Origin of the sequence: Pseudomonas sp. TSRC2-2 (assembly GCF_049897785.1) — a bacterium.
Taxonomy (GTDB): Bacteria; Pseudomonadota; Gammaproteobacteria; order Pseudomonadales; family Pseudomonadaceae; genus Aquipseudomonas.
In genome coordinates this window covers 526,924-550,514 of sequence record NZ_JAFCWZ010000001.1, presented here as the reverse complement: position 1 = coordinate 550,514, position 23,591 = coordinate 526,924, and the positions used below count along the sequence as shown (strand labels likewise).

Annotated in this window: 24 protein-coding genes; 14 read left to right on the top strand and 10 right to left on the bottom strand. The window is 58.0% G+C overall.

Going from position 1 to position 23,591, the window contains the following annotated elements; all coding sequences use genetic code 11:
• Positions 1 to 143: 143 nt before the first annotated feature.
• From ACP7D9_RS02575 to rarD, 3 genes are all read left to right on the top strand, one after another.
• Positions 144 to 1,454 (top strand): MFS transporter, encoded by a 1,311-nt coding sequence (locus ACP7D9_RS02575; RefSeq protein ID WP_101157222.1) that lies wholly within the window; start codon positions 144 to 146, stop codon positions 1,452 to 1,454.
• 179 nt (positions 1,455 to 1,633) lie between these two features.
• On the top strand, positions 1,634 to 2,647 hold the full coding sequence (locus ACP7D9_RS02570; RefSeq protein ID WP_426155494.1) for an aldo/keto reductase: 1,014 nt from the start codon (positions 1,634 to 1,636) through the stop codon (positions 2,645 to 2,647).
• A 202-nt stretch (positions 2,648 to 2,849) separates the two neighbouring features.
• Positions 2,850 to 3,731: an EamA family transporter RarD gene (gene rarD, locus ACP7D9_RS02565; protein WP_101157218.1), complete on the top strand. Its 882-nt coding sequence runs from the start codon at positions 2,850 to 2,852 to the stop codon at positions 3,729 to 3,731.
• Positions 3,732 to 3,822: 91 nt separating this feature from the next.
• Here the strand turns inward: rarD and hppD are convergent, their stop codons facing one another.
• On the bottom strand, positions 3,823 to 4,899 hold the full coding sequence (hppD, locus tag ACP7D9_RS02560; protein WP_101157216.1) for a 4-hydroxyphenylpyruvate dioxygenase: 1,077 nt from the start codon (positions 4,897 to 4,899) through the stop codon (positions 3,823 to 3,825).
• A gap of 435 nt (positions 4,900 to 5,334) precedes the next feature.
• On the opposite strand from hppD, the gene ACP7D9_RS02555 reads away from it, so the two are divergent.
• Both ACP7D9_RS02555 and ACP7D9_RS02550 read left to right on the top strand, forming a co-directional pair.
• Positions 5,335 to 6,870, top strand: a complete 1,536-nt coding sequence (locus ACP7D9_RS02555; RefSeq protein ID WP_426155491.1) for an EAL domain-containing protein — start codon at positions 5,335 to 5,337, stop codon at positions 6,868 to 6,870.
• A 227-nt stretch (positions 6,871 to 7,097) separates the two neighbouring features.
• Positions 7,098 to 7,463, top strand: a complete 366-nt coding sequence (locus ACP7D9_RS02550; RefSeq protein WP_101157211.1) for a histone-like nucleoid-structuring protein, MvaT/MvaU family — start codon at positions 7,098 to 7,100, stop codon at positions 7,461 to 7,463.
• Positions 7,464 to 7,677: 214 nt separating this feature from the next.
• On the opposite strand, the gene ACP7D9_RS02545 is transcribed toward ACP7D9_RS02550, so the two are convergent.
• Positions 7,678 to 8,196 carry a DUF4946 domain-containing protein gene (locus ACP7D9_RS02545; RefSeq protein ID WP_426155489.1) on the bottom strand — a complete coding sequence of 173 codons (519 nt, stop codon included), beginning with the start codon at positions 8,194 to 8,196 and terminating at the stop codon, positions 7,678 to 7,680.
• Between the two features lie 137 nt (positions 8,197 to 8,333).
• Here ACP7D9_RS02545 and gloA point away from each other — a divergent pair, with 137 nt between their 5' ends.
• Positions 8,334 to 8,855, top strand: coding sequence for a lactoylglutathione lyase (gloA, locus tag ACP7D9_RS02540; protein WP_426155487.1), 522 nt, complete (start codon positions 8,334 to 8,336; stop codon positions 8,853 to 8,855).
• 160 nt (positions 8,856 to 9,015) lie between these two features.
• Here gloA and ahpF read toward each other — a convergent pair whose 3' ends face one another.
• The 3 genes from ahpF to ACP7D9_RS02525 all read right to left on the bottom strand — a co-directional run bounded on the left by ahpF (position 9,016) and on the right by ACP7D9_RS02525 (position 12,342).
• Positions 9,016 to 10,578, bottom strand: coding sequence for an alkyl hydroperoxide reductase subunit F (ahpF, locus tag ACP7D9_RS02535; protein WP_426155485.1), 1,563 nt, complete (start codon positions 10,576 to 10,578; stop codon positions 9,016 to 9,018).
• Between the two features lie 124 nt (positions 10,579 to 10,702).
• The gene (ahpC, locus tag ACP7D9_RS02530; protein ID WP_101157203.1) at positions 10,703 to 11,266 is read right to left on the bottom strand and encodes an alkyl hydroperoxide reductase subunit C; all 564 of its coding nucleotides are present in this window, start codon (positions 11,264 to 11,266) and stop codon (positions 10,703 to 10,705) included.
• Between the two features lie 137 nt (positions 11,267 to 11,403).
• Positions 11,404 to 12,342: a site-specific integrase gene (locus ACP7D9_RS02525; RefSeq protein ID WP_426155482.1), complete on the bottom strand. Its 939-nt coding sequence runs from the start codon at positions 12,340 to 12,342 to the stop codon at positions 11,404 to 11,406.
• A 177-nt stretch (positions 12,343 to 12,519) separates the two neighbouring features.
• Between ACP7D9_RS02525 and ACP7D9_RS02520 the strand changes: the two genes are divergently transcribed.
• Positions 12,520 to 13,536, top strand: coding sequence for a DNA-binding protein (locus ACP7D9_RS02520; RefSeq protein ID WP_313001625.1), 1,017 nt, complete (start codon positions 12,520 to 12,522; stop codon positions 13,534 to 13,536).
• On the opposite strand, the gene gorA is transcribed toward ACP7D9_RS02520, so the two are convergent.
• Together gorA and galU are read right to left on the bottom strand one after the other, a co-directional pair.
• Positions 13,533 to 14,891 carry a glutathione-disulfide reductase gene (gorA, locus tag ACP7D9_RS02515; protein WP_426155480.1) on the bottom strand — a complete coding sequence of 453 codons (1,359 nt, stop codon included), beginning with the start codon at positions 14,889 to 14,891 and terminating at the stop codon, positions 13,533 to 13,535. The genes ACP7D9_RS02520 and gorA overlap by 4 nt on opposite strands.
• A gap of 129 nt (positions 14,892 to 15,020) precedes the next feature.
• Complete coding sequence (gene galU, locus ACP7D9_RS02510; protein WP_024013124.1) at positions 15,021 to 15,860, bottom strand: UTP--glucose-1-phosphate uridylyltransferase GalU; 840 nt, start codon at positions 15,858 to 15,860, stop codon at positions 15,021 to 15,023.
• Positions 15,861 to 16,118: 258 nt separating this feature from the next.
• Between galU and ACP7D9_RS02505 the strand changes: the two genes are divergently transcribed.
• Both ACP7D9_RS02505 and ACP7D9_RS02500 read left to right on the top strand, forming a co-directional pair.
• The gene (locus tag ACP7D9_RS02505; protein WP_101157195.1) at positions 16,119 to 16,301 is read left to right on the top strand and encodes a hypothetical protein; all 183 of its coding nucleotides are present in this window, start codon (positions 16,119 to 16,121) and stop codon (positions 16,299 to 16,301) included.
• Positions 16,302 to 16,442: 141 nt separating this feature from the next.
• Positions 16,443 to 16,730 carry a hypothetical protein gene (locus ACP7D9_RS02500; RefSeq protein ID WP_101157193.1) on the top strand — a complete coding sequence of 96 codons (288 nt, stop codon included), beginning with the start codon at positions 16,443 to 16,445 and terminating at the stop codon, positions 16,728 to 16,730.
• A gap of 3 nt (positions 16,731 to 16,733) precedes the next feature.
• On the opposite strand, the gene ACP7D9_RS02495 is transcribed toward ACP7D9_RS02500, so the two are convergent.
• On the bottom strand, positions 16,734 to 16,964 hold the full coding sequence (locus ACP7D9_RS02495; protein WP_039762740.1) for a hypothetical protein: 231 nt from the start codon (positions 16,962 to 16,964) through the stop codon (positions 16,734 to 16,736).
• 72 nt (positions 16,965 to 17,036) lie between these two features.
• Complete coding sequence (locus ACP7D9_RS02490; RefSeq protein ID WP_016774925.1) at positions 17,037 to 17,393, bottom strand: hypothetical protein; 357 nt, start codon at positions 17,391 to 17,393, stop codon at positions 17,037 to 17,039.
• A gap of 211 nt (positions 17,394 to 17,604) precedes the next feature.
• Between ACP7D9_RS02490 and ACP7D9_RS02485 the strand changes: the two genes are divergently transcribed.
• From ACP7D9_RS02485 to ada, 4 genes are all read left to right on the top strand, one after another.
• Positions 17,605 to 17,907, top strand: coding sequence for a DUF1883 domain-containing protein (locus ACP7D9_RS02485; protein WP_007912251.1), 303 nt, complete (start codon positions 17,605 to 17,607; stop codon positions 17,905 to 17,907).
• 34 nt (positions 17,908 to 17,941) lie between these two features.
• The gene (locus tag ACP7D9_RS02480) at positions 17,942 to 18,106 is read left to right on the top strand and encodes a hypothetical protein (RefSeq protein WP_165368422.1); all 165 of its coding nucleotides are present in this window, start codon (positions 17,942 to 17,944) and stop codon (positions 18,104 to 18,106) included.
• 7 nt (positions 18,107 to 18,113) lie between these two features.
• Complete coding sequence (alkB, locus tag ACP7D9_RS02475; protein ID WP_426155476.1) at positions 18,114 to 18,785, top strand: DNA oxidative demethylase AlkB; 672 nt, start codon at positions 18,114 to 18,116, stop codon at positions 18,783 to 18,785.
• A gap of 80 nt (positions 18,786 to 18,865) precedes the next feature.
• Positions 18,866 to 19,924, top strand: coding sequence for a bifunctional DNA-binding transcriptional regulator/O6-methylguanine-DNA methyltransferase Ada (gene ada / locus ACP7D9_RS02470; protein ID WP_426155474.1), 1,059 nt, complete (start codon positions 18,866 to 18,868; stop codon positions 19,922 to 19,924).
• On the opposite strand, the gene ACP7D9_RS02465 is transcribed toward ada, so the two are convergent.
• Positions 19,914 to 20,897 carry an MDR family oxidoreductase gene (locus tag ACP7D9_RS02465; RefSeq protein WP_426155472.1) on the bottom strand — a complete coding sequence of 328 codons (984 nt, stop codon included), beginning with the start codon at positions 20,895 to 20,897 and terminating at the stop codon, positions 19,914 to 19,916. The genes ada and ACP7D9_RS02465 overlap by 11 nt on opposite strands.
• Before the next feature lie 186 nt (positions 20,898 to 21,083).
• Between ACP7D9_RS02465 and ACP7D9_RS02460 the strand changes: the two genes are divergently transcribed.
• Positions 21,084 to 23,528 carry an autotransporter gene (locus ACP7D9_RS02460; protein WP_426155470.1) on the top strand — a complete coding sequence of 815 codons (2,445 nt, stop codon included), beginning with the start codon at positions 21,084 to 21,086 and terminating at the stop codon, positions 23,526 to 23,528.
• Positions 23,529 to 23,591: the final 63 nt, after the last annotated feature.

The following is a 23,591-nucleotide window of genomic DNA, read 5'->3' as shown; positions in this document are numbered from 1 at the left end:
GAACGGTTGTTCAGCCGCACAGGGTCTGGCGGCAAACCCTGTGCTCAGGCACAAAGACAATCCGGCCAAAGGTGGCCGAGACTCTCAGGGCGATCAACGTTACCCTTTGCATCGCAAAAAATCATAATAAAGAGAGAGCCGCTATGTCGCAGAGCGCCGCAGCTACCCAGACCATCGACGACGGTAAAAACGCCGTCTACAAACGCATCACCCTGCGTTTGATTCCCTTCATTTTCATCTGCTACCTGTTCAACTACCTCGACCGGGTCAATGTTGGCTTCGCCAAGTTGCAGATGCTCGACGCACTGAAATTCAGCGAAACCGTGTACGGGCTCGGCGCCGGCATCTTCTTCATCGGTTACGTGCTGTGCGGCGTGCCGAGCAACCTGGCGCTGACCCGCTTCGGTCCTCGGCGCTGGATTGCCTTGATGATGATCACCTGGGGCACGCTGTCGACCTGCCTGTTGTTCGTCACTACCCCGACCGAGTTCTACACCCTGCGCTTTTTCACCGGTGCGGCTGAAGCCGGTTTCTTCCCGGGCGTAGTGCTGTATCTCTCGCAGTGGTTCCCGACCTTCCGCCGAGGGCGAATCATGGCCCTGTTCATGTCGGCGATTCCGGTCTCCGGTTTGCTCGGCAGCCCGTTTTCCGGCTGGATCCTCAACCACTTCGCCGCCGGCCAGGGTGGCCTGGCAGGCTGGCAGTGGATGTTTCTGCTGCAAGGCATTCCGACGGTGATCCTCGGTGCGCTGGCGTATTTCCTGTTGAGCGACAGCTTTGCCAATGCCAAATGGCTGACCGCCCACGAACGCGCGGTGCTCGAAGCCGACCACGCCGAAGACCTCGCCAACAAACCGAAAACCGCGACCGACTCACTGCTTGCGGTGTTCAAGAACCCAGCGATCTGGGCCTTTGGTCTAATCTACTTCTGCATCCAGAGCGGCGTGTACGCGATCAACTTCTGGCTGCCGTCGATCATCAAGAACCTCGGCTTCAGCGATAACCTGGTGATCGGCTGGCTGAGTGCGATTCCGTACCTGCTCGCGGCGGTATTCATGCTGGTGGTCGGCCGCTCCGCAGATTTGCGCAAGGAGCGCCGCTGGCATTTGGTGGTGCCGATGCTGATGGGCGCGATTGGTCTGGTGATCGCAGTCAACTTCGCCGCCAACCCGGCCATTGCAATCCTCGGTTTGACCATCGCAACCATGGGCGCCCTGACCGGCCTGCCGATGTTCTGGCCGGTGCCGACCGCCATGTTGAGCGCGGGTGCGGCGGCTGGCGGCCTGGCGTTGATCAACTCGATGGGGCAGATGGCCGGGTTCCTCAGCCCGTACCTGGTGGGTTGGGTCAAAGACAGCACCGGTTCGACGGATGCGGCACTGTATGTGCTGGCAGCGGTGATTGTCGGCGGAAGTTTGCTGGCGTTGCGGATGACGCGGACGTTGCGGGCTTAATCAGAGGCGCAGATCAAAAGATCGCAGCCTTCGTCAGCTCCTACTTTGGAATGCGTTCCCTGTAGGAGCTGCCGAAGGCTGCGATCTTTTTGCGTTTATCCGGCGCAACAATTCACTTTGCGACCTTCGATGCTTCTGGTATCTGATTGACTTCCCCCCACCGACAAAAGGATTTCGGCATGAGCTACCGCACACTGGGCCATTCAGGCTTGCAGATCTCCACGCTCACCCTCGGCACGATGATGTTCGGCGAGCAGACCAGCGCCGAAGACTCGCTGCGCATCATCGACAAGGCTTGGGATCAGGGCATCAATTTCATCGACACCGCCGACGTCTACACCAATGGCCGCTCCGAAGAAATCGTCGGTGAAGCGATCTCCCGTCATCGCCACGAATGGGTGCTCGCGACCAAAGTCGGCTTCGGCCCGGTTGACGGCGTGCCGAACCGCAGCGGTTTGAGCCGCAAACACATCTTCAACGGACTCGAGGCCAGCCTCGCGCGGCTCGGCACTGATTACGTCGACATCTATTACCTGCACCGCGAAGACCACCACACCCCGCTGGAAGTCAGCGTATCGGCGATTGGCGATCTCATCCGCCAGGGCAAGATTCGCTACTGGGGTCTGTCGAACTATCGCGGCTGGCGGATCGCCGAGGTGATTCGCATCGCCGACAAGCTCGGTGTCGATCGCCCGGTGATCAGCCAGCCGCTGTACAACATCGTCAATCGTCAGGCCGAGAGCGAGCAGATCACCGCCGCGCAGACCTATGGCCTTGGGGTGGTGCCTTACAGCCCCTTGGCCCGAGGCGTACTCAGTGGCAAGTACGCCCCGAATGTCACGCCGGACGCCAACAGCCGCGCCGGGCGTCAGGACAAACGCATTCTGGAAACCGAATGGCGGGTGGAGTCGCTGCGCATTGCCCAGCAGATTCAGCAATACACCGAGCAGCGCGGCGTCGGCATGGTCGAGTTCGCGATTGCCTGGGTGCTGAACAACAGCGCGGTGACCTCGGCGATTGTCGGGCCGCGCACCGAACAGCAATGGGACGCCTATACGCTGGCGCAGGCGTTGACCATCACGGCCGAAGACGAGGCTTTCATTGATTCTCTGGTGACACCGGGGCATGCCTCGACACCGGGGTTCAATGATGTGAGCCATTTTGTGCCGGGCCGCAAACCGCTGCAATCCTGAAAGCATCGCTGGCAAGCCAGCTCCCATAATGCTCTGTGTTGAAACGCAAGCTATGGTTCAACGTACATCCTGTGGGAGCTGGCTTGCCAGGGATAGCCAACCCAGCACAAGCGTGTAGGAAATAATGAGCACCCGCTCAATATTCAGCACAAAAACCACGTATCCTGCCCGCCCCGTTTAACCATCAAACCGCGAGGACAGTTTGTCTAAAGGTATCGCTCTATCGGTTTCAGCCTCGATGCTATTTGCCGTCATGTATTACTACACATCGCTGCTGACGCCTCTGAGCGGCGTGGAGATCTTCGGCTGGCGCATGCTCCTGACCGTGCCGTGCATGACCGTGTTCATGCTGGTTTCCGGGGAATGGCGACGGGTGCTGGAGCTGATCCGATTGATGGCGGCCAGGCCAGAACTGATCGCTGGACTGTTGGTTTCTTCCGCCCTGCTCGGTGTGCAGCTGTGGCTGTTCATGTGGGCGCCGCTCAATGGCTACAGCCTGGATGTGTCGCTGGGCTATTTCCTGTTGCCACTGGCGATGGTGCTGACCGGGCGGATTGCCTACGGCGAGAGCTTGTCTCGGCTGCAAAAAATCGCCGTATTCTTCGCAAGCCTTGGCGTGTTGAATGAGTTGTATCAGGTTGGCGGATTTTCCTGGGCGACGCTGGTCGTCGTGGTCGGCTATCCGCTGTACTTCGTGCTGCGCAAATACCTGAAAACCGACAACCTGGGAGGGCTATGGGTCGACATGACCCTGATGCTGCCAGTGGCCTACTGGTTTGTGCAGAATGGCGAACAGGGACTGGGTGTGTTTGATCAATACCCAGGGTTGATGTGGTTGATTCCGCTGCTTGGCGTGATCAGTGCGTCCGCGCTGGTGGTGTACATCATTGCCAGCCGTTTACTGCCGTTCAGTCTGTTTGGTTTGTTGAGTTATGTGGAACCGGTGTTGTTGCTTGCCGTGGCATTATTGCTCGGAGAAAGCATCAAGTCGGGTGAATGGCTGACCTACATACCGATCTGGCTGGCGGTGGTGGTGCTGGTTTTCGAAGGCTTTAAACACCTGATGCGGCAACGCCGAGCCTGAGCTTTACAAAACCCGCTCCCACAGTTTTTCTGTGAAGCAAAAAAATCCCGCCCTGCATCGCTGCAGGACGGGATTTTTATTTCAGTGCAGATTACTCGGTGGTCAGCACACCACGACGCACCTGGTCACGCTCGATCGATTCGAACAGAGCCTTGAAGTTGCCTTCGCCGAAACCATCGTCGCCCTTGCGCTGAATGAACTCGAAGAACACTGGGCCCATCAGGGTTTCCGAGAAGATCTGCAGCAGCAGGCGCTTGTCACCCTGCTCCGACGCGCCATCGAGCAGGATGCCGCGCGATTGCAGTTGATCGACCGGCTCGCCGTGATTTGGCAGGCGACCTTCGAGCATTTCGTAGTAAGTGTCTGGTGGCGCCGTCATGAAGCGCATGCCGATTTTCTTCAACTGATCCCAGGTCTTGATCAAGTCATCGGTGAGGAACGCAACATGCTGGATGCCCTCCCCGTTGAATTGCATCAGGAACTCTTCGATCTGACCGGCGCCCTTGGACGATTCTTCATTGAGCGGGATGCGGATCATGCCATCCGGTGCGGTCATGGCTTTCGAGGTCAGGCCGGTATATTCGCCCTTGATGTCGAAGTAACGAATCTCACGGAAGTTGAACAGCTTCTCGTAGAAGTTCGCCCAGTAGGCCATGCGACCGCGATAAACGTTGTGAGTCAGGTGGTCGATGATCTTCAGACCGGCGCCGACCGGGTTGCGATCAACGCCTTCGATAAACACGAAGTCGATATCGTAGATCGAACTGCCCTCGCCGAAACGGTCGATCAGGTACAGCGGCGCGCCGCCGATGCCTTTGATTGCCGGCAGGTTCAGTTCCATCGGACCGGTTTCGATATGGATCGGCTGAGCGCCGAGTTCGAGCGCGCGGCTATAGGCTTTCTGCGAATCCTTCACGCGAAATGCCATGCCGCAAACGGACGGACCGTGCTCGGCGGCAAAGTACGAAGCGACGCTGTTGGGTTCGTTGTTGAGGATCAGGTTGATCGCGCCCTGACGATACAGGTGCACGTTCTTGGAACGGTGGGTCGCGACTTTGGTGAAGCCCATGATCTCGAAGATCGGCTCCAGCGTACCTGGAGTCGGAGATGCGAACTCGATGAATTCAAAGCCCATCAGGCCCATTGGGTTTTCGTATAAATCTGCCATGGTGACGCCTCATCATTTCTTATCAATTAACCAGAATTACCTGTCAGGAAATTGATGAAGAGGGAGGCGCACAGGAGATGCCACGCACGCTGCGGGCGAGGAAGTCTCCGTAGATCAGTTGAAACCCGAATATCTTCATTGTCGACCCAAGGCTCTTGCGGGCGAGGCTTCTGCTGCCAGAAGACGATTATTATTGTATGCGTAAACCGATTCTACACAGCGTAACCGGACCTGTCTGCCCTCTCTATAAAATCCGCTTTTTCTCCCAAGGCGCAAGAGGTTTGTTGCACCAATAAGTCTGGTCAGGATGATCCCGGCGAAACTCTTGAGTCATGGCCAGCACAAGCGCTACCTGCCATCTATTCTCCCCTTGGCCCGCTTGACCTTGGCGCGCGCAGCAGCGCCGACCAATACCAACATTCACAGGATGCGCCCATGCCGTTGACCCGCAGACCCCGCCGCAAACGCAGCACCCGCATCGTTGTGACTTTGCTCAGCGGCCTGCTGCCAGTCGTGCTCGGGAGTGTCATCCTCTATATGCAGGCAGAACGCACGTTACAGCAAAGTGCCGGGGAAACTGCCGAGCAAGCGTTGCGACAGTTCGACTTGATGCTCGATAACACCGCAGAAGCCGCGCGGATTCTGTTGCCACTTGCCGGGAAAAATTGCGAAGAGGTAAAACTGGCCTTGCGCGAACAAGTAACCCGCCGCCCCTTCGTGCGCTCGACCAATCTGGTCTGGGACAACAATCTCTATTGCAGCTCGCTGTTCGGCCAGTTCAAGGAAGTCGTCAATGCCGGGAATTACCACGACGGCAGACTGTGGCTGATGAACGGCAATCCGGTAACGCCTGATACGGCATTGTTGATTTATCGCCTCAGCAACGGTCGTGGCGGCGCGCTGACCACACTGGATGGTTATCACCTGAGCAACATTCTGCGCCTGATCGGCCGCCAGACATTACTGATGTTGCAGGTGGGCGAGAACTGGCTGTCCGCAGACGGTAACGTGCATAAGGCATCCCTGCCCGTCCTGCCGGTTGCGCAGAGCGTGCTGGAATCCGAGCGTTACGGTTTCAAAGTGTCGGCGGGTTTCCCCAAAGGCGAAATCTGGCGTTACATGGCGGCAGAGTATCCGCCACTGTTCAGCCTGCTGCTCTTTTTCGGCGTGGTCTCCGGCGCGATCGGACATTTCATTCAGCAACGCTCGACTTCGCCTAGTCATGAAATGCTTCGTGCACTTGAGGCTGGGGAGTTCATTCCTTACTTTCAGCCCGTGGTTTACGGCGACAGCAAGCGATGGTCGGGTGCCGAAGTGCTGATGCGCTGGAATCATCCAAAAGAGGGCCTGGTACGCCCGGACCTGTTCATTCCATTTGCCGAGCACTCGGGCTTGATCGTGCCGATGACCCGCTCCCTGATGCAACAGACAGCGGTGCTGCTGGGCCCACAATCTGCAACCTTCAACAAACCGTTCCATGTAGGTATCAACATCGCTGCCAGCCATTGCCACGACCTTGAGCTGGTTAAGGACTGTCGAGATTTCCTCGCTGCGTTTGAACCGGGCAGCGTAGAGCTGGTGCTGGAATTGACGGAGCGCGAGCTGATCGAGCCAAACGACATCACTCTTGAGCTGTTCGAGCAATTGCGTGCTCTTGGAGTAAAAATCGCGATAGATGATTTCGGTACCGGCCATTCAAGCCTCGGCTATTTGCGAACTTTCAAGGTCGATTTTCTCAAGATCGACCAGAGTTTTATCGCCATGATCGGCATCGATGCGCTATCACGGCATATTCTCGATTCCATCATCGAGCTCTCGGCCAAGCTGGATCTTGAGATTGTTGCCGAAGGTGTCGAAACTCAGGCCCAGGTCGACTATTTGACTGCGCATAAGGTGAGTTTCCTGCAAGGGTATTTATTCGGCAAACCAATGCCGGCCGCTGATTTCATCAGAGCATTAAATGATCGTTAACCCATTATCATGATTCGGCCGACCGGCGCACCAAATTGATACAAAAAGTCATTGTTGTTACATGACGACAACATCAGGATTTACTCTTGTCGCATTAACTACTACAATTTTTTCAACCTCAGCCAGACTGGCAGGTGAGCCAGTTATCACCGAGTCGCTTCAAGGCTCTTGGCTTATAGCTTTGTTTGCGGTTGGTATCAGCCAAATACATTATTGGAGTAAAGATATTGTCCAGACTCGCCGAATTCCGCGCAGCTGAAAAGGCCCTTCAGGAACAGCTCAAACAGCTGGAATCGCTGAAGAACGATGCCGGGCTCAAGAAAGAAATCGAATTCGAAGAAAAGCTCCAGGGGCTGATGAAAAGCTATGGCAAAGGCCTCAAAGACATCATCGCCATACTTGATCCGAACCCGGCAAAGTCGGGCTTGCAGTCGCCCGCAGCGCCTAAGACTCGACGCGCCCGGGTGGTCAAGGTTTATCAGAACCCGCACACTGGCGAACTGATTGAAACCAAGGGTGGCAACCACCGCGGCCTCAAATCCTGGAAAGAACAGTACGGTGCAGCCACGGTGGATTCCTGGTTGCGCAGTTGATTTGACGCCTACAAGAAGCCCTGCTCCATGCAGGGCTTTTTATTGACAATATCTAACAGATGAAATGATTTTCATCGAACAAGTTGTAAATGTGTGTAACGATAATGAATCATCAGGCTAAACATTTTGCTGCGTGATGTTGCTGCGATGAGCTGAATCAAACTTTGTGCTTAATCCTTTCCGGTATTAGACCGTCGCTAGTTGGTACGGACGTTTATAATTTCAGGCTATTGCGTGCCGACTCTATATCGTCTGCGCTCGCCTTATAAGCCTCGACCTGACCGGCATACGAAAGTACATAAGCCTTGTCCGTTTCCACGGCGGCTACCAAGGTTTGTGATAACACGTGTCGACCGTTTTCGGTGACCGTGCAGGTCGTCTCCAAACCGGTCAAGGGACCGAAGGCTGCCGGATGGATCCGGTTGCAGACACTCTGATAGCCACTACGGAAAAAATCTTTCTGGATGGATTTGCGCATTTCCAGCAGCACGCCTTGCAGATTGACCTGATGCCCCGCCTCCACTTGAGTCATGGTCAACTCCATCACCATGACCCGGTTACCATCGGCGTCGAGCTTCACTGCCCTCTGTCGCGAAACTGGCGCCGCGCTGTCTGGCAATACTTCGACCTCCCAGCCTGGCGGCCAAGTGATGCTCGGTTCGGCCGAGGCAGAAAAAACCACGGCCAACGACAAAGCCAAAAAAACAAACACGGATTTCAACAGTCGGATCATTGCCGGACGCACTCGAAGGTAGGAGGCAAAGTCTGCCCCCCACCCTCGCACAGAGCAAGCCCGCCTTGCATTTGGCGATGCCGCCCGGCATGCGTATCATTGCGCCCATTCACTCGCCCATTGTTATTGGAGGGCCCATGAGCCTCAACGAACTGAACACTTTCCCCGGCGTGACTGCCACGCCAGACAGCGCAACCCGCAACTTCGTGTTCAACCACACCATGCTGCGCGTGAAGGACATCACCAAGTCGTTGGACTTCTACACCCGCATATTGGGTTTTTCGCTGGTCGAAAAGCGTGACTTCCCGGAAGCCGAGTTCAGCCTGTACTTCCTCGCACTCGTCGACAAAGCGCAGATCCCGACCGACGCCGCCGCGCGTACCGAATGGATGAAATCGATCCCGGGCATTCTCGAACTGACCCATAACCACGGCACCGAAAACGATGCTGACTTCGCCTATCACAATGGCAACACCGACCCGCGCGGTTTCGGCCACATCTGTATTTCGGTGCCGGATATCGTCGCAGCGTGTGCACGTTTCGAAGAGCTGGGCTGCGACTTCCAGAAGCGCCTGACCGATGGCCGCATGAAAAGCCTGGCGTTCATCAAGGATCCGGATGGCTACTGGGTCGAAATCATTCAGCCGGCGCCGCTCTAAGGAGCTGCCTGAATCTATGCGGGAGCGAGCCTGCTCGCGACTGCGGTGCGTCATGACGATGATGTTGCCCACGCGAGCAAGCTCGCTCGCAAATTTGCCGTGTCTCACGCATAAAAAAACCCATGATCGCTCATGGGTTTTTTCATTTCCGACCAGTCAATTACGCCGGTGCCGAAGTCCGGATCAGGTGATCGAACGCACTCAGCGAAGCCTTGGCGCCCTCGCCGACGGCAATCACGATCTGCTTGTACGGCACAGTCGTCACGTCACCCGCTGCAAAGATCCCTGGAATCGACGTCTCGCCACGGTTGTCGACAATGATCTCGCCACGCGGCGACAGCTCGATGGTGCCTTTGAGCCAATCGGTGTTGGGCAGCAGGCCGATTTGCACAAAAATGCCTTCCAGCTCGACCGTGCGCAACTCATCAGTCGTACGATCCTTGTAACGCAGACCGTTGACCTTCTCGCCGTTACCGGTGACTTCAGTGGTTTGCGCACTGGTGATCACGGTGACGTTCGGCAGGCTGTGCAGCTTGCGTTGCAGCACGGCGTCAGCCCGCAGTTGCACGTCAAATTCCAGCAGCGTTACATGCGAGACGATTCCGGCCAAATCGATGGCCGCCTCAACGCCGGAGTTACCGCCGCCGATCACCGCTACGCGCTTGCCCTTGAACAGCGGGCCGTCGCAGTGCGGGCAGTACGCCACGCCTTTGTTACGGTATTCCTGCTCGCCCGGCACGTTCATTTCACGCCACCGCGCACCAGTCGCCAGGATCACGCTCTTGGCTTTCAGAGTCGCACCACTGGCGAAGTGGACTTCGTGCAACTCGCCATTCTTGCCCGGGATCAACTTGTCGGCACGTTGCAGGTTCATGATGTCGACGTCGTACTGCTTGACGTGTTCTTCCAGAGCCGTGGCCAGTTTCGGCCCTTCGGTTTCCTGTACGGAAATGAAGTTCTCGATGGCCATGGTGTCCAGCACCTGACCGCCAAAACGCTCGGCGGCAACACCGGTGCGGATGCCTTTACGTGCAGCATAGATAGCGGCCGAAGCACCGGCCGGGCCACCGCCGACAACCAGCACGTCAAAGGCTTGCTTGGCGCTGATTTTCTCGGCCTGACGCACGATGGCGCCGGTGTCGAGTTTGGCGAGAATCTCTTCCAGGCCCATACGGCCCTGGCCGAAGTTTTGACCGTTGAGGTAGACGCTCGGCACGGCCATGATCTTGCGGTCGTTGACTTCATCCTGAAACAGCGCGCCATCGATGGCGACGTGGCGGATGTTCGGGTTGAGCACGGCCATCAGGTTCAGCGCCTGAACGACGTCCGGGCAGTTCTGGCAGGACAGCGAGAAGTAGGTCTCGAAGCTGAACTCGCCTGTGAGCGAGCGGATCTGCTCGATGACTTCAACGCTGGCTTTCGACGGGTGGCCGCCGACTTGCAGCAAGGCCAGCACCAGTGAGGTGAATTCATGGCCCATCGGGATACCGGCGAAGCGCAGGCTGATGTCGGCTCCGGGGCGGTTGATCGAGAACGATGGCTTGCGGGCATCGTCACCGCTGTCGATCAGGGTAATTTGGCTCGAAAGACTCGCAACGTCTTTCAGCAGGTCCAGCATTTCACGGGATTTCGCACCGTCGTCGAGCGATGCAACGATCTCGATCGGTTGGGTGACCCGTTCCAGGTACGATTTCAACTGGGCTTTAAGATTGGCGTCCAACATACGGGCGATTTCCTTTATTTGAGGCAAAAAAAAGCCCGAGCGAATCTCGCCCGGGCATTTTTATTGGGCGGTGCAGCTAACTTAAGAAGGTGCGGCGTGCCGCCCTGCGTTGCATGTCACAGACTTAGATCTTGCCGACCAGGTCCAGCGACGGAGCCAGAGTGGCCTCGCCTTCTTTCCACTTGGCTGGGCAAACTTCGCCTGGGTGTGCAGCGACGTACTGAGCAGCCTTGATCTTGCGCAGCAGCTCGGAAGCGTCACGGCCAACGCCGCCATCGTTCAGCTCAACGATTTTGATCTGGCCTTCAGGGTTGATCACGAAGGTGCCGCGGTCAGCCAGACCGGCTTCTTCGATCAGCACGTCGAAGTTGCGCGAGATCACGTGGGTCGGGTCGCCGATCATGGTGTATTCGATTTTGCCGATGGCTGGCGAGGTGTTGTGCCAGGCAGCGTGAGCAAAGTGGGTGTCGGTCGAAACGCTGTAGATTTCCACGCCCAGTTTCTTGAACTCAGCGTAGTTGTCTGCCAGGTCTTCCAGCTCGGTTGGGCACACGAAGGTGAAGTCGGCTGGGTAGAAGAACACAACGGACCACTTGCCTTTCAAGTCAGCATCCGAGACTTGAACGAAGTCGCCGTTTTTGAACGCGGTAGCGTTGAACGGTTTTACTTGGCTGTTGATGATAGGCATCGATGACTCTCCGTCAGGGGTTATGAAGTTGATGGGTGAATCCTACCCACTCACTCGACGGAAGGCTCATTGGCAAACCTGATACTGCTGATTTGTTTTCGCTATTAGCTGACTGTATTAATAGAAGAAAACGATCTCTACGGTTGCTCCGGTTTATCCATAATCCGAGCCATCCCTTGGAATGGGCTGATCTCAACATAGCGCATAGCCGATTTCATGTCCTTCCAGCCAACGTAACTCATCAGCGATTTCAGATCCCAACCGCTTTGATGCGCCCAAGTCGCAAAACCCCGCCGCAATGAATGACTGGTGTAATTGGCGGCGGCGATCCCGGCGCGATGCAAGGCTTGGCGCAGAAGAGGGATGATGCTGTTGGCGTGCAAGCCGTCCTCGCTCAGGTTGCCCCAGCGGTCAATGCTGCGGAAAACTGCGCCGCGTACCAGCGCGGCTTCCGTGATCCAGTCGATATAGGCCTGCACCGGGCACAACTTCAACAGCGCCGGGGCCTGGTACGTCTGGCCGAGATTTTCTCGATCGCCCTTGCTGCGCGGCAGATACACAGTGATGCCCTTGCCAGCACTGGCTTGCACGTGTTCGATCTGCAAGCGGCACAACTCATCGCTGCGAAAGCCGCGCCAAAAGCCCAACAGAATCAATGCACGATCGCGATAAGCCTTGAGCAAGGTCGGGCGGTCCTGTTCCCGCCGGGCCGTCTGCGCCTCCAGCTCCAGCCAATCGATTACTCGCTGCAAATCCTGCAGTTGCAAAGGTTCGGCCTGTTTTTCCTGCGCTGGGTGCAGCGCGCGAATCCCTTTGAATACCTTGCGCACTGCCGGCGCCTTGGTCGGGTCGGCAAAACCCTGGCTGTTATGCCATTGGGCCAGCGCCGACAGGCGCAGCTTCAGCGTATTGATCGACAGCACTCCAGCGTGCTCCACCAGATACCGCGCAACGCTGTCGGCGGTGGCGGGCAGGAACCCGCCCCACGTCACTTCGAAATGTTCGATAGCCATGCGATAGCTGCGACGGGTGTTGTCGCGAGTGGCGGCTTGCAGATATCGATCGATGTCACTCATGTGCAGTTTTCTCGCTGGCGTACGGGTTCAGGCATGCAGATGCGCATTTTGCCGGCTGACATTGGGTAATACCAGTATATCCCGCCTGTTTTATTTCAAGGATTTACCTATATTTTAAGCATGGTACACTGCGTACTTTAGTGGCATGTACCACAGTACGTAACCGTAGGAGTTAACATGGCCCGTGGCGGCATTACCAAAGCACTGGTGCAAATCGCGCGCACAGCGATTCTCGCTCGCGGCGAACACCCGAGCATCGATGCAGTACGCATTGAAATGGGCAACACCGGTTCGAAAACCACGATCCATCGCTATCTGAAAGAACTCGATGACGGTGCCCAACCAACAGAGGCGTCAGCAGAACCGATCGATGATGAGCTGAGCGCCCTCGTCTCTCGCCTCGCCCAGCGCCTGAAAGAGCAGGCTCAGGAGCCCATCGAGCAAGCCCGCGAACAGTTCGAGGAGCAGCGTGAAGCCCTGGAAACCGAGCTGAAAGAGACGCGCCAGGCGCTGGAAAAACTCGAGCACGACCACGACATCCAAAGCGCTGCGCTGCAGCGCGAATCCGAAGCGCTGAACAGCACGCGCTCGATGCTGCAAACCGAACAGACGCGCAATGCCGGGCTGAACCAGGCCTTGGCAGATTTCGAATTGCGCTTGCAGGACAAGGACGAACAGATCCGCTCGCTTGAAGAAAAACACCTGCACGCGCGCGATGCGCTGGAGCATTACCGCAACGCGACCAAGGAACAGCGGGAGCAGGAACAGGCCCGCCACGAAGGGCAAATCCAGCAGATTCAGGCCGAACTGCGTCAAGCACAGCAAAGCGCGTTGGTGCGCCAAGACGAAATCACCCAACTGCACCGCGATAACGAACGACTGCTCACCGAGAACCGTGGCACCCAACGCGAGTTGAACCTGTTGCAGGATCAGCTCAAGCAGAGCAATCAGCGTCAGGATCAGTTACTCGAACAGGCCACACGAATGGACAGCGAGCGTACCCTCCTCCAGGAACGTCTACGCGTGGCGACACTGGAAAGCCAGGCACTCAAGCAGAGCGTCGAGGAGCAGACACAGCTCAATCAGTCACTGGAAAAGGAATTGCTCAAGGCTCAGGCGAGCCTTGAGGACAGCCAGCGCCTGGCCGCTGCCACTGCGGCAGCGCCAGACTCGGCCAACGCGAAGGACGCTTAAGCGCTGACCGGCGTGCGCATGGTGACGAACTCTTCGGCGGCCGTCGGGTGCACCCCGATCGTGTCGTCGAAGTCACGCTTGGTCGCACCAGCCTTCAAGGCGATCGCCAGACCTTGCACAATCTCGCCAGCGTCCGGGCCGACCATGTGGCAGCCAAGCACCTTGTCAGTCTTGGCGTCGACCACCAGCTTCATCAGGGTTTTCTCCTGACACTCAGTCAAGGTCAGCTTCATTGGCCGGAAGCGACTCTCGAAAATCACCACCTCGTGGCCACATTCACGTGCCTCTTCTTCGCTTAATCCAACGGTGCCGATGTTCGGCAGGCTGAACACAGCGGTCGGAATCATCTTGTAATCCACCGGACGGTATTGCTCCGGCTTGAACAGCCGTCGCGCGACGGCCATCCCCTCAGCCAATGCGACAGGTGTCAGCTGCACGCGACCGATGACGTCGCCAAGCGCCAGAATCGACGGTTCGGTGGTTTGATACTCGTCGTCGACCTTGATGAAGCCTCTGTCGTCCAGCTGCACATCGGTATTTTCCAGGCCCAGATTGTCCAGCATCGGACGCCGGCCGGTGGCGTAGAACACGCAATCAGCTTCGAGTACGCGACCATCCTTGAGCGTCGCCTTCAGGCTGCCGTCGTCCTGCCTGTCGATGCGCGCGATGTCGGCGTTGAATTGCAGGTCGAGACCGCGCTTGGTCAATTCTTCCTGCAAATGCTTGCGCACCGAACCGTCAAACCCACGCAGGAACAGATCGCCGCGATATAACAGCGTGGTGTTGGCGCCGAGGCCATGGAAAATTCCAGCGAACTCGACCGCAATGTAACCGCCGCCAACCACCAGCACACGCTTGGGCAATTCTTTCAGGAAGAACGCTTCGTTCGAACCGATCGCGTGTTCGTGCCCTGGAATTTCAGGGATCTGCGGCCAGCCGCCGGTGGCGATCAGAATGTTTTTCGCCGTGTAGCGCTCGCCATTGACCTCAACCTCGTGCGGCCCGACGATTTTCGCGTGCGCCTCGTGCAGAGTCACGCCACTGTTGACCAGCAGATTGCGATAAATGCCGTTGAGGCGATTGATTTCGCGATCCTTGTTGGCGATCAGCGTGGCCCAATCAAAGTTGGCTTCGCCCAGATTCCAGCCGAAACCGGACGCTTGCTCGAAGTCTTCGGCAAAGTGCGCGCCGTACACCAACAGTTTTTTCGGCACGCAGCCGACGTTGACGCAGGTGCCGCCCAGATAACGGCTCTCGGCCACCGCCACTTTCGCCCCGAAGCCTGCGGCAAACCGCGCAGCACGCACACCGCCAGAACCGGCGCCAATCACATAAAGGTCAAAATCGTAGGCCATTTCTATCTCCTCGGCAGGGGATCAGCATACCTGCAGTCACCCATTGGGCAAGCACTGCCATCCACATAAGGGCAGAAAATGAAAAAGCCACCCGAAGGTGGCTTTCTTTTGCAGACGAGGCGAAGGCTATCAGTAAGCCTTGCCAGTCTTGTAGAAGTTCTCGAAGCAGAAGTTGGTCGCGTCGATGTAGCCTTCAGCGCCACCGCAGTCAAAACGCTTGCCCTTGAATTTGTAGGCCATCACGCAGCCGTTCTGGGCCTGCTTCATCAGGGCGTCGGTGATCTGGATTTCACCGCCTTTGCCTGGCTCGGTCTGTTCGATCAGGTCGAAGATGTCCGGGGTCAGGATGTAACGACCGATGATCGCCAGGTTCGACGGCGCGTCTTCAGGCTTTGGCTTTTCGACCATGCTGTGTACGCGGTAGATGTCGTCGCGGATCATTTCGCCGGCGATTACGCCGTATTTGTTGGTTTCCTGCGGATCGACTTCCTGGATGGCGACGATCGAGCAGCGGAATTGCTTGTACAGCTTGACCATCTGGGTCAGCACGCCGTCGCCATCGATGTTGACGCACAGGTCGTCCGCCAGCACCACAGCGAACGGTTCGTCGCCGATCAGCGGGCGACCGGTCAGGATCGCGTGGCCCAGGCCTTTCATCTCGGTCTGACGGGTGTAGGAGAACGAGCACTCGTCCAACAGCTTGCGAATACCGACCAGATATTTTTCCTTGTCGGTGCCCTTGATCTGGTTTTCCAGCTCGTAGCTGATGTCGAAGTGGTCTTCCAGAGCACGCTTGCCACGGCCGGTAACAATGGAGATTTCAGTCAGGCCCGCGTCCAGTGCTTCTTCAACGCCGTACTGGATCAGTGGCTTGTTTACCACCGGCAGCATTTCTTTAGGCATGGCTTTGGTCGCTGGGAGGAAGCGAGTGCCGTAACCGGCTGCTGGAAACAAGCATTTCTTGATCATATAAGTCCTTGAAAAGGCTGTGTGTACGAGTTTCGAGGCAGTCTAATCAGGCGGCGCGCGCCTTACAATGCCCCGCGCTGGCTAACCGATGCCAACATAGAGAAATATTCGCGCGGATAGTTCCATCCGGGTTTTTCAGCAGCAAAGTCAGCGTAGCTCAAGATCTGTCGAAACTGGATCACCATACGCTTATCCGCCCCCGATGCGAGCATTTGCCGCTATCATTGCGCCTTTGAACCAGCGAACGGGACAGACTAGATGGCTGCGGTAAAAATCATCAACGGGTATGTGATCGACAAGAAAGACGGCAAGTGGACGCTGACCACCACTAACGGCGAGCACATTGCCGGGCCGTTCGACAGCGAGCAGATGGCGACAGACGTAGCCTCGGTGTTCACCGATACGCCTGCATCAGCCAAGCGTCGCGGCAAAGAGGACTGATCCCAGTCGCCACACGCCCCAAGCCCTGCCACCACGCAGGGCTTTTTTGTGCCTTGTTGGCAAACAAGTGGCCAATCGCTATAACCTTTTCATCGCGCCGCTGTCAGAGCATCCAGTCCCCCACGTGAAGACCACGCAATCATGAACCTGAACAAACTGCAGCCGCTTATCGCGGCATTGGTACTAAGCGGCTGTGCCACCTCGCAGCCGACCTATCTGAAGAACGGCGAACAAGGGTTGAGCATCGATTGCTCCGGCGAAGCCAACTCTTGGGCGATGTGCTATGAAAAGGCCGATGCGTCCTGCGCGGGAACCGGTTATCGCATCGTCGGCACTGACGGCACACCGGCCCCTGAGGAAGACGACAAGACCCTGGGCGTCGACGTTGGCAATTACAAAACCCGCAACGTCGTGGTCGTCTGCAAGTAAGCCTTACATGTGAATTTCGGCGAACTTGATTCCGAGGCCACGGACGACCTCGATCAGATCATCGAGCCGACTGAAAGACTCGACTTCATCATTGTCATCCACCAGGAAGTAGCTGCGCCCTGCACTCTTCTTGAAAAATACGATCCATTCGCCAGGATTGGCCGGGTTCTGGATCACATGGGTGGCAGAGATAAGGCCCTCTGCATGGCGTTCGCGCACGTGCTCTCGCTTCATCGCAACTCCAAAAATGACAATGCCGCCACAGCAGGACTGTGACGGCATCGGGTGCCGAGATTGGGTAGTCTATCAGCCGGAAATACAGGCGTTCGCGGCTTTCTGCACATCGCGAGGGCGAACCGGCACATTGGACATGCGCTCATGCAGCTTGATGCTGCTGCCGCCAGCGCGATCTTCGATATCAAATACTGCTGCCGGGCCTGAAGAGAGTTTGCCCGGGACGATTACTCGAACACCGTCCTTTTGCGGCTGAACCTGCAACGCACCGCGGCTATCAGCGAGCTTGTCGGTCAGGCACTGCGCGTACTCCTGGGGCTTTTTGCCGGAGATCACGCTCATGGTTGGCAGCGTTTCATTGATTTCTGAAACATTTGCACAACCGGCCATCGCCAGAATCAACGGCACACACACCACACCCCACTTCATACAAATCCTCCGTTAAAGACCGTCCGACAGCACAAACGCCGCTTTTCTCCGGGGCCTTTTGCATTTAACCCGCCTGCCGTGGCGAAGTTCTGTTCAAAATTTGTCAAAGCAACGCCCGACGGCCAGATAATAACCCGTGCGGGCTGATAAACTGCGCCCATCGACAAGCTATCGTTTTGATTTTGTAGAAAAAGCCCTTCTGGAGGCGCCCATGAAATTCATTCACCAGCGCGAGCACCTCAACGAAGACGACATCGTCGTCATTCAATGCTCGCAAATGTGCAACATCCGTTTGATGAACGATGCCAACTTTCGCAGCTTCAAAAACGGCGGCCGTCACACCTATCACGGCGGCGCGTTCGACACCTTCCCAGCGCGCATCACGGCGCCAAGCACCGGCTTCTGGAACATCACCATCGACACCGTCAACCGCCGCGCAATCAGCGTGACGCGCAAGCCGACGCTGACCCATTCGATCAAGATCATCCGTCGTTCCAGCACTAAACTGAGCTGAGACGCGCAGCCAATTCTGAAAGGAAACCACCACCGTGGCGCAAAAAACCAAATACGTGATCAAGTACAAACTGGACGGTGAACAGCGTTTCGAGTTCGCCGAGCTGGAAACGGGCACTGACGAGGAAGCGAAAGCGGCGCTGAAAAAAATGCACGCTGACGAAGAGCTCAGTGACATCAAGGTCAGCAAAGCGCTGTAACAACACCATGCAACCGACCACGTTTGACCTGTTCGCCGACAACGAACCCGTGCAGTACCCCCGGGCCGAGCAGATCGGTGAGCAATCGTGGGTACAGCGCGGATTCGCCCTGCCTCGGGTGGAGCAACTGCTGACAGCGCTTGAAGCCATTCTCGCTGCCGCCCCGCTGCGCCACATGGTGACACCCGGCGGTTTCAGCATGTCGGTCGGCACCAGCAGTTGCGGGCAGTTGGGCTGGGTCACCGATCGCAGCGGTTACCGCTATTCCAACGTTGACCCACTCAGCGGTTTGCCCTGGCCGTCGATGCCGGCGGTGTTTGCCATACTCGCGAGCGAGGCGGCAGAGCAAGCCGGCTACAAGGATTTCCATCCCGACTCTTGCCTGATCAACCAATACGTCCCCGGTGCCAAGATGTCGTTGCATCAGGACAAGGACGAAAAGGGTTATGCCGCGCCCATCGTTTCGTTGTCACTGGGTTTGCCGGCGATGTTTCTGTTCGGCGGTTTCGAACGCAGCGACAAGAGCCAGCGCATCCCGCTCTTGCACTGCGACATGGTGATCTGGGGTGGGGTGGATCGCCTGCGCTATCACGGCGTACTGCCAATCAAACCCGGCCATCACCCGCTCTTGGGCGAGCGGCGCGTCAACATCACCTTCCGCGTCGCTGGCGATCAGTAAAAGTTTGACCGCAAGGCGCGGAGTGTCGTCAGCTCCGATGCTGGTTAACCTGAGTCAAACAGGTCAACGGATTCCCTCTCATGGACACGCTTTCGAACACCAGTATTGAAGACGATCCACGCTGGGCCGCCGTGGTGGCTCGCGACTCAAGTGCCGACAGGACATTTGTCTACGCGGTAAAAACCACCGGTGTTTATTGCCGACCGAGCAGCCTTGCGCGGTTGCCGAAACCGCAGAACGTCGTATTTTTCGATACAGCCGAACTGGCCGAAGCTGCCGGATATCGGCCGAGCAAACGCGCCAGTAAGGATCAGAATGATACGCAGCATGCAGCGATCATTGCGGCAGCGTGTCGGCAGATCGAGGCCTGTGAGAGGCTGCCGGCGCTCAACAGCCTGGCGGCCACCGCCGGCCTTAGCCCTTTTCATTTCCACCGGGTATTCAAAACTGCGACCGGCCTGACACCGAAGGCGTACGCCACGGCGCATCGTTCACGCAAGCTGCGTGCGCGACTCGCGAACGGCGGCTCGGTGACCGATGCGCTGTATGACGCCGGCTTCAATTCCAACAGCCGTTTTTACGAAGCCGCTGACCAATTGCTCGGCATGAAGCCCACCGACTACCGCGCCGCCGGGCAGAACAATGACATCCGCTTTGCCGTAGGCCAATGTTCGCTCGGGGCGATTCTGGTCGCGCAAAGCGAACGGGGGATTTGCGCGATTCTGCTCGGCGACGATCCGCATCTATTGGTGTGCGACCTGCAGGATCAGTTTCGCAACGCCAATCTGATCGGCGCCGACCGCGAGTTTGAACGGTTGATCGCCAACGTCGTCGGCTTTGTCGAAGCACCTGCGACCGGCCTGAACTTGCCGCTGGATATACGCGGCACAGCGTTTCAGGAGCGAGTCTGGCAGGCACTCCGCGAGATCCCGCCGGGCAGCACCGCCAGTTACGCCCAGATCGCGCAGCGCATTGGCGCGCCGACCTCGATGCGCGCCGTCGCCCAGGCTTGCGGCGCCAACCGCCTGGCGGTAGCGATTCCTTGCCACCGCGTGGTGCGCAGCGATGGCAATCTTTCCGGCTACCGCTGGGGCGTCGAGCGCAAACGTCAACTGTTAGAGCGCGAACTCAGCGATTGACGTCGACCACCACCCTGCCCCGTAGTTGACCGGCGAGCAGTTTGGGCGCGGCCTCAAGGGCTTCGCTCAAACTGATTTCCTGGCTTATCAGGTTGAGCAAGGAGAAATCCAGATCCCTGGCCAGTCGATCCCATGCCTCGACACGGCGTGCTTTCGGTTGAGTCACGCTGTTGATCCCGGCCAAAGTGACGCCGCGCAGAATGAACGGCGCAACCGACGCCGGAAAATCCATGCCCTGCGCCAGCCCACATGCCGCAACCACGCCTTCGGAGCGCGTGCTGGCGCAAGCATTCGCCAAAGTATGGCTGCCGACCGAATCGACCACCGCCGCCCAACGTTCCTTCGCCAATGGCTTGCCCGGCTCGGACAAAGTGGCTCGATCGATGATTTCGGCAGCGCCCAATTGCTGCAGGTATTCATGCTCGGACACCCGCCCCGTGGACGCCACCACGCGATACCCCAACTTGCTGAGCAAGGCGATGGCAAAGCTGCCGACCCCGCCATTGGCGCCAGTGACCAGCACTTCGCCGTGATCCGGCGTCACGCCATGGCGCTCCAGCGCCAGGATGCACAGCATCGCGGTATAACCTGCCGTGCCGATGGCCATGGCTTGCGCGGGGGTGAAAGCTTGCGGCAGTGGAATCAGCCAGTCACCGTTGAGCCGGGCCTTTTGCGCCAGCCCGCCCCAGTGGCTTTCACCGACGCCCCAACCGTTGAGCAGCACCTGATCGCCTGCCTTGAAATCCGCATGCGAACTGGACTCGACAGTCCCCGCCAGATCGATCCCCGGCACCATGGGAAACTTGCGCACCACCGGGCTGCTGCCGGTGATCGCCAGGCCGTCTTTGAAATTCAGGGTGCTGTACGCGACGTTCACGCTGACGTTGCCTTCGGGCAGTTGCTGCTCATCGATTTGCTGCAAATAGGCGCGATAACCGTTGTCGTCTTTGTCGATCAGAATGGCATTGAACATGACGGCCCCTCGAAGAAGATTTGGAAAAAGCATGCCTTGAAATAGCACATCGCAACACATTGCCACACTCGACTTTGCGCTAACTGCTCGATCAGCCGGGTAAATCCACGGCGGGCGGCTATGCTTTTTCGACGGTTGTGTTTTCCCGGTTGCGCCTTGCAAACCGGTGTGTCGATGGAGCTGACGATGCCTTTGCTGAGCGCTTTACCCTCGTTGCTGATGTTATGTCTGCTGACGCTTGGCAATGCCTGGGCAGCCGCACCAGCGGCAAAGCAGAACGCGGCGCCAAGCGAGCCGACTTGGCCGCAGGTGATCAGCAGCGGCAAGAGCAAGCTGACGGTGTATCAGCCGCAGCTCGACAGCTGGGATGGCTATACGCTCAATGCCCGCGCGGCCGTCGAAGCCACCGCCGCCGATGGCAAATCCACCTACGGCATCGTCCAGTTCAGCGCGCACACTCTCGTCGACAAGACCACCCGCTGGGTCGCGCTCGATCAGTACAAGATCATCGAGGCCGATTTCCCCGCCGACGCCAAACAGGCCAACACATGGCTCGCCATCCTGGAAAAAGATGCCGAGAGCCGCAAGAAAACCATCTCCCTCGATCAACTGGAAGCGGCGGTCGGCGTGCTCAACGCTGAACAGAAAGCCGACAGCGCACCGCTGGAAAACACCCCGCCGATCATAATCAGTTCCGACAGCCCGGCAATCCTCGTGTACATCGACGGTGAGGCGGCTTATCGGCCGGTGGAAGGAACGGAGCTGCAACGGGTGATCAACACGCGCCCACTGCTGCTCAAAGACGCCGAAGGCAAACACTACCTGCATGTATTTGACGGCTGGATGGTCGCCGATCAATTGGCCGGCGATTACACGCGCCTTGCTGCGCCGCCGGCCAGTCTGGAAAAAGCCAAACAGGCGGCGATCAAGAGTCGCCAGGTGGACCTGCTTACCGGACAAAGCGATCCGAAGGACAAGATTCCCAGCCTGGCCAAGCCGCCGCAGCCGAAAATCTTCATCGCCACCGCGCCAACCGAACTGTTGGTTACCGACGGCGCCGCGCAATGGCAACCGATTCAGGGCACCAGCCTGTTGTACGTGAGCAACACCACCGGGCACATCTTCAAGGAAATCGGCGACCAGAACAGTTACGTGCTGATCTCCGGGCGCTGGTTTCGCGCCAGCGACATGAGCGGGCCATGGACCTTTGTCCCGGCAGACAAACTGCCGGCCGACTTTGCCAAGATTCCTGACGACAGCGCCAAAGAGAACGTCAAGGCCTCGGTAGCCGGCACGCCACAGGCGCAGGAGGCGGCCATTGCGGCGACCATCCCGCAGACGTCGGCGATCAGGAAAAGCGCGGTGAAGATGACGGCGCCGCAATTTGACGGTGAGCCGCAGCTCAACGCGATCAGCAATACGCCGTTGCAATACGTGATCAACAGCGCCACACCGATCATTCGCGTCGACAACGACAGTTGGTGGGCCGTGGAGAACGGCATCTGGTTCAGCGCCACCTCGCTGAACGGGCCGTGGAGTGTGGCCACTTCAGTGCCAGCGGTGATTTATTCGATTCCGCCCAGCTCGCCGATGCACTACCTCACGTACGTGAAGGTTTACGAATCCAGCGGCGATACCGTGGTGGTCGGCTATACGCCAGGCTATCAAGGCTCGACGCTGGACCCGGCGACTGGCGTTGTGGTGTACGGCACCGGTTATCCGTATACGCCGTGGGTGGGCAGTGTCTGGTACGGGCCGCCGGTGACCTACGGTTTCGGCGTCGCGATTCGTTACACGCCGTGGACTGGCTGGTCCTTTGGCTTTGGATTCGGCTGGAGCTGGGGCAGCAGCACTGTCGCCATGGGCTGGGGTTGGGGAGCCTATCCGTGGTGGGGAAATTACGGCTGGGGCTACGCGTGGGGCCCGCGTCTGTACCCGGCGCCGCTGGCCTGGGGTGGCGCAGCCTATGGTTATCGCGGCGGCGCCGTGGCCTGGGGTCCGGGTGGCTGGGCCGGAACGACCGGCAACCTTTATCATCAGTGGGGTGATCGCGCGACGGTCAGCCGTCATGGCGCCGGCTACAACGCCTGGACCGGCAATCGCTGGGCCGGTCAGGTCGGCGCCTCGTACAACTCGCGTACCGGCATTGCCGCCGCCGGGCAACGTGGCGCGGTGCACAACGCCTACACCGGCAACTTCGCTGCCGGGCGCAGTGGTGTGGCTGTCGGCCAGAACGGTGGTGCCGTCGCCGGAGAACGGGTTACTGCCGGCAACGTCCGCAGCGGGACTCATGTCAGTGCCAACCGCGGTACTGTCTACAACCCCAATACCGGCAACACCACGCAATACGGAGGTATCCATGGCCACAACGGCGGCGCCGCGCGCGTCGGCGACAACGTTTATGCCGGGCGCGACGGCAACGTTTACAAGAGAACCGACAACGGCTGGCAGCCCATGGCCGGCAGCGGTGCCAACCGGACCAGACCCGCGAACACCAATGCGCAGTTGCAGAATCTCAACCGCGAATCCGCCGCACGTAATCTCGGTAATCAGCGCACGCACAACTTCAATCATTCTTCACAAATGATGAACCGATCGTTTAGCGGTGGCGGCGGATTGCACCGACGCTGAAAAACTGCACGTCATGTTCAGAATTTCAGACTGGCCGCGCAGTTGGTTTTGCTGCTAAAACCG

Coding starts and splice junctions, on each gene's coding strand:
- ACP7D9_RS02545 (WP_426155489.1), bottom strand. CDS start 8,196: ATGATCCGACTGTTGAAATCCGTGTTTGTTTTTTTGGCTTTGTCGTTG.
- ahpC (WP_101157203.1), bottom strand. CDS start 11,266: ATGCCTATCATCAACAGCCAAGTAAAACCGTTCAACGCTACCGCGTTC.
- ACP7D9_RS02460 (WP_426155470.1), top strand. CDS start 21,084: ATGCCTTTGCTGAGCGCTTTACCCTCGTTGCTGATGTTATGTCTGCTG.
- ACP7D9_RS02570 (WP_426155494.1), top strand. CDS start 1,634: ATGAGCTACCGCACACTGGGCCATTCAGGCTTGCAGATCTCCACGCTC.
- gorA (WP_426155480.1), bottom strand. CDS start 14,891: ATGGCCTACGATTTTGACCTTTATGTGATTGGCGCCGGTTCTGGCGGT.
- ACP7D9_RS02525 (WP_426155482.1), bottom strand. CDS start 12,342: ATGAGTGACATCGATCGATATCTGCAAGCCGCCACTCGCGACAACACC.
- gloA (WP_426155487.1), top strand. CDS start 8,334: ATGAGCCTCAACGAACTGAACACTTTCCCCGGCGTGACTGCCACGCCA.
- ACP7D9_RS02500 (WP_101157193.1), top strand. CDS start 16,443: ATGAACCTGAACAAACTGCAGCCGCTTATCGCGGCATTGGTACTAAGC.
- ACP7D9_RS02490 (WP_016774925.1), bottom strand. CDS start 17,393: ATGAAGTGGGGTGTGGTGTGTGTGCCGTTGATTCTGGCGATGGCCGGT.
- ACP7D9_RS02465 (WP_426155472.1), bottom strand. CDS start 20,897: ATGTTCAATGCCATTCTGATCGACAAAGACGACAACGGTTATCGCGCC.
- alkB (WP_426155476.1), top strand. CDS start 18,114: ATGCAACCGACCACGTTTGACCTGTTCGCCGACAACGAACCCGTGCAG.
- ACP7D9_RS02495 (WP_039762740.1), bottom strand. CDS start 16,964: ATGAAGCGAGAGCACGTGCGCGAACGCCATGCAGAGGGCCTTATCTCT.
- ACP7D9_RS02575 (WP_101157222.1), top strand. CDS start 144: ATGTCGCAGAGCGCCGCAGCTACCCAGACCATCGACGACGGTAAAAAC.
- hppD (WP_101157216.1), bottom strand. CDS start 4,899: ATGGCAGATTTATACGAAAACCCAATGGGCCTGATGGGCTTTGAATTC.
- ACP7D9_RS02520 (WP_313001625.1), top strand. CDS start 12,520: ATGGCCCGTGGCGGCATTACCAAAGCACTGGTGCAAATCGCGCGCACA.
- ACP7D9_RS02555 (WP_426155491.1), top strand. CDS start 5,335: ATGCCGTTGACCCGCAGACCCCGCCGCAAACGCAGCACCCGCATCGTT.
- galU (WP_024013124.1), bottom strand. CDS start 15,860: ATGATCAAGAAATGCTTGTTTCCAGCAGCCGGTTACGGCACTCGCTTC.
- ahpF (WP_426155485.1), bottom strand. CDS start 10,578: ATGTTGGACGCCAATCTTAAAGCCCAGTTGAAATCGTACCTGGAACGG.
- ada (WP_426155474.1), top strand. CDS start 18,866: ATGGACACGCTTTCGAACACCAGTATTGAAGACGATCCACGCTGGGCC.
- ACP7D9_RS02505 (WP_101157195.1), top strand. CDS start 16,119: ATGGCTGCGGTAAAAATCATCAACGGGTATGTGATCGACAAGAAAGAC.
- ACP7D9_RS02485 (WP_007912251.1), top strand. CDS start 17,605: ATGAAATTCATTCACCAGCGCGAGCACCTCAACGAAGACGACATCGTC.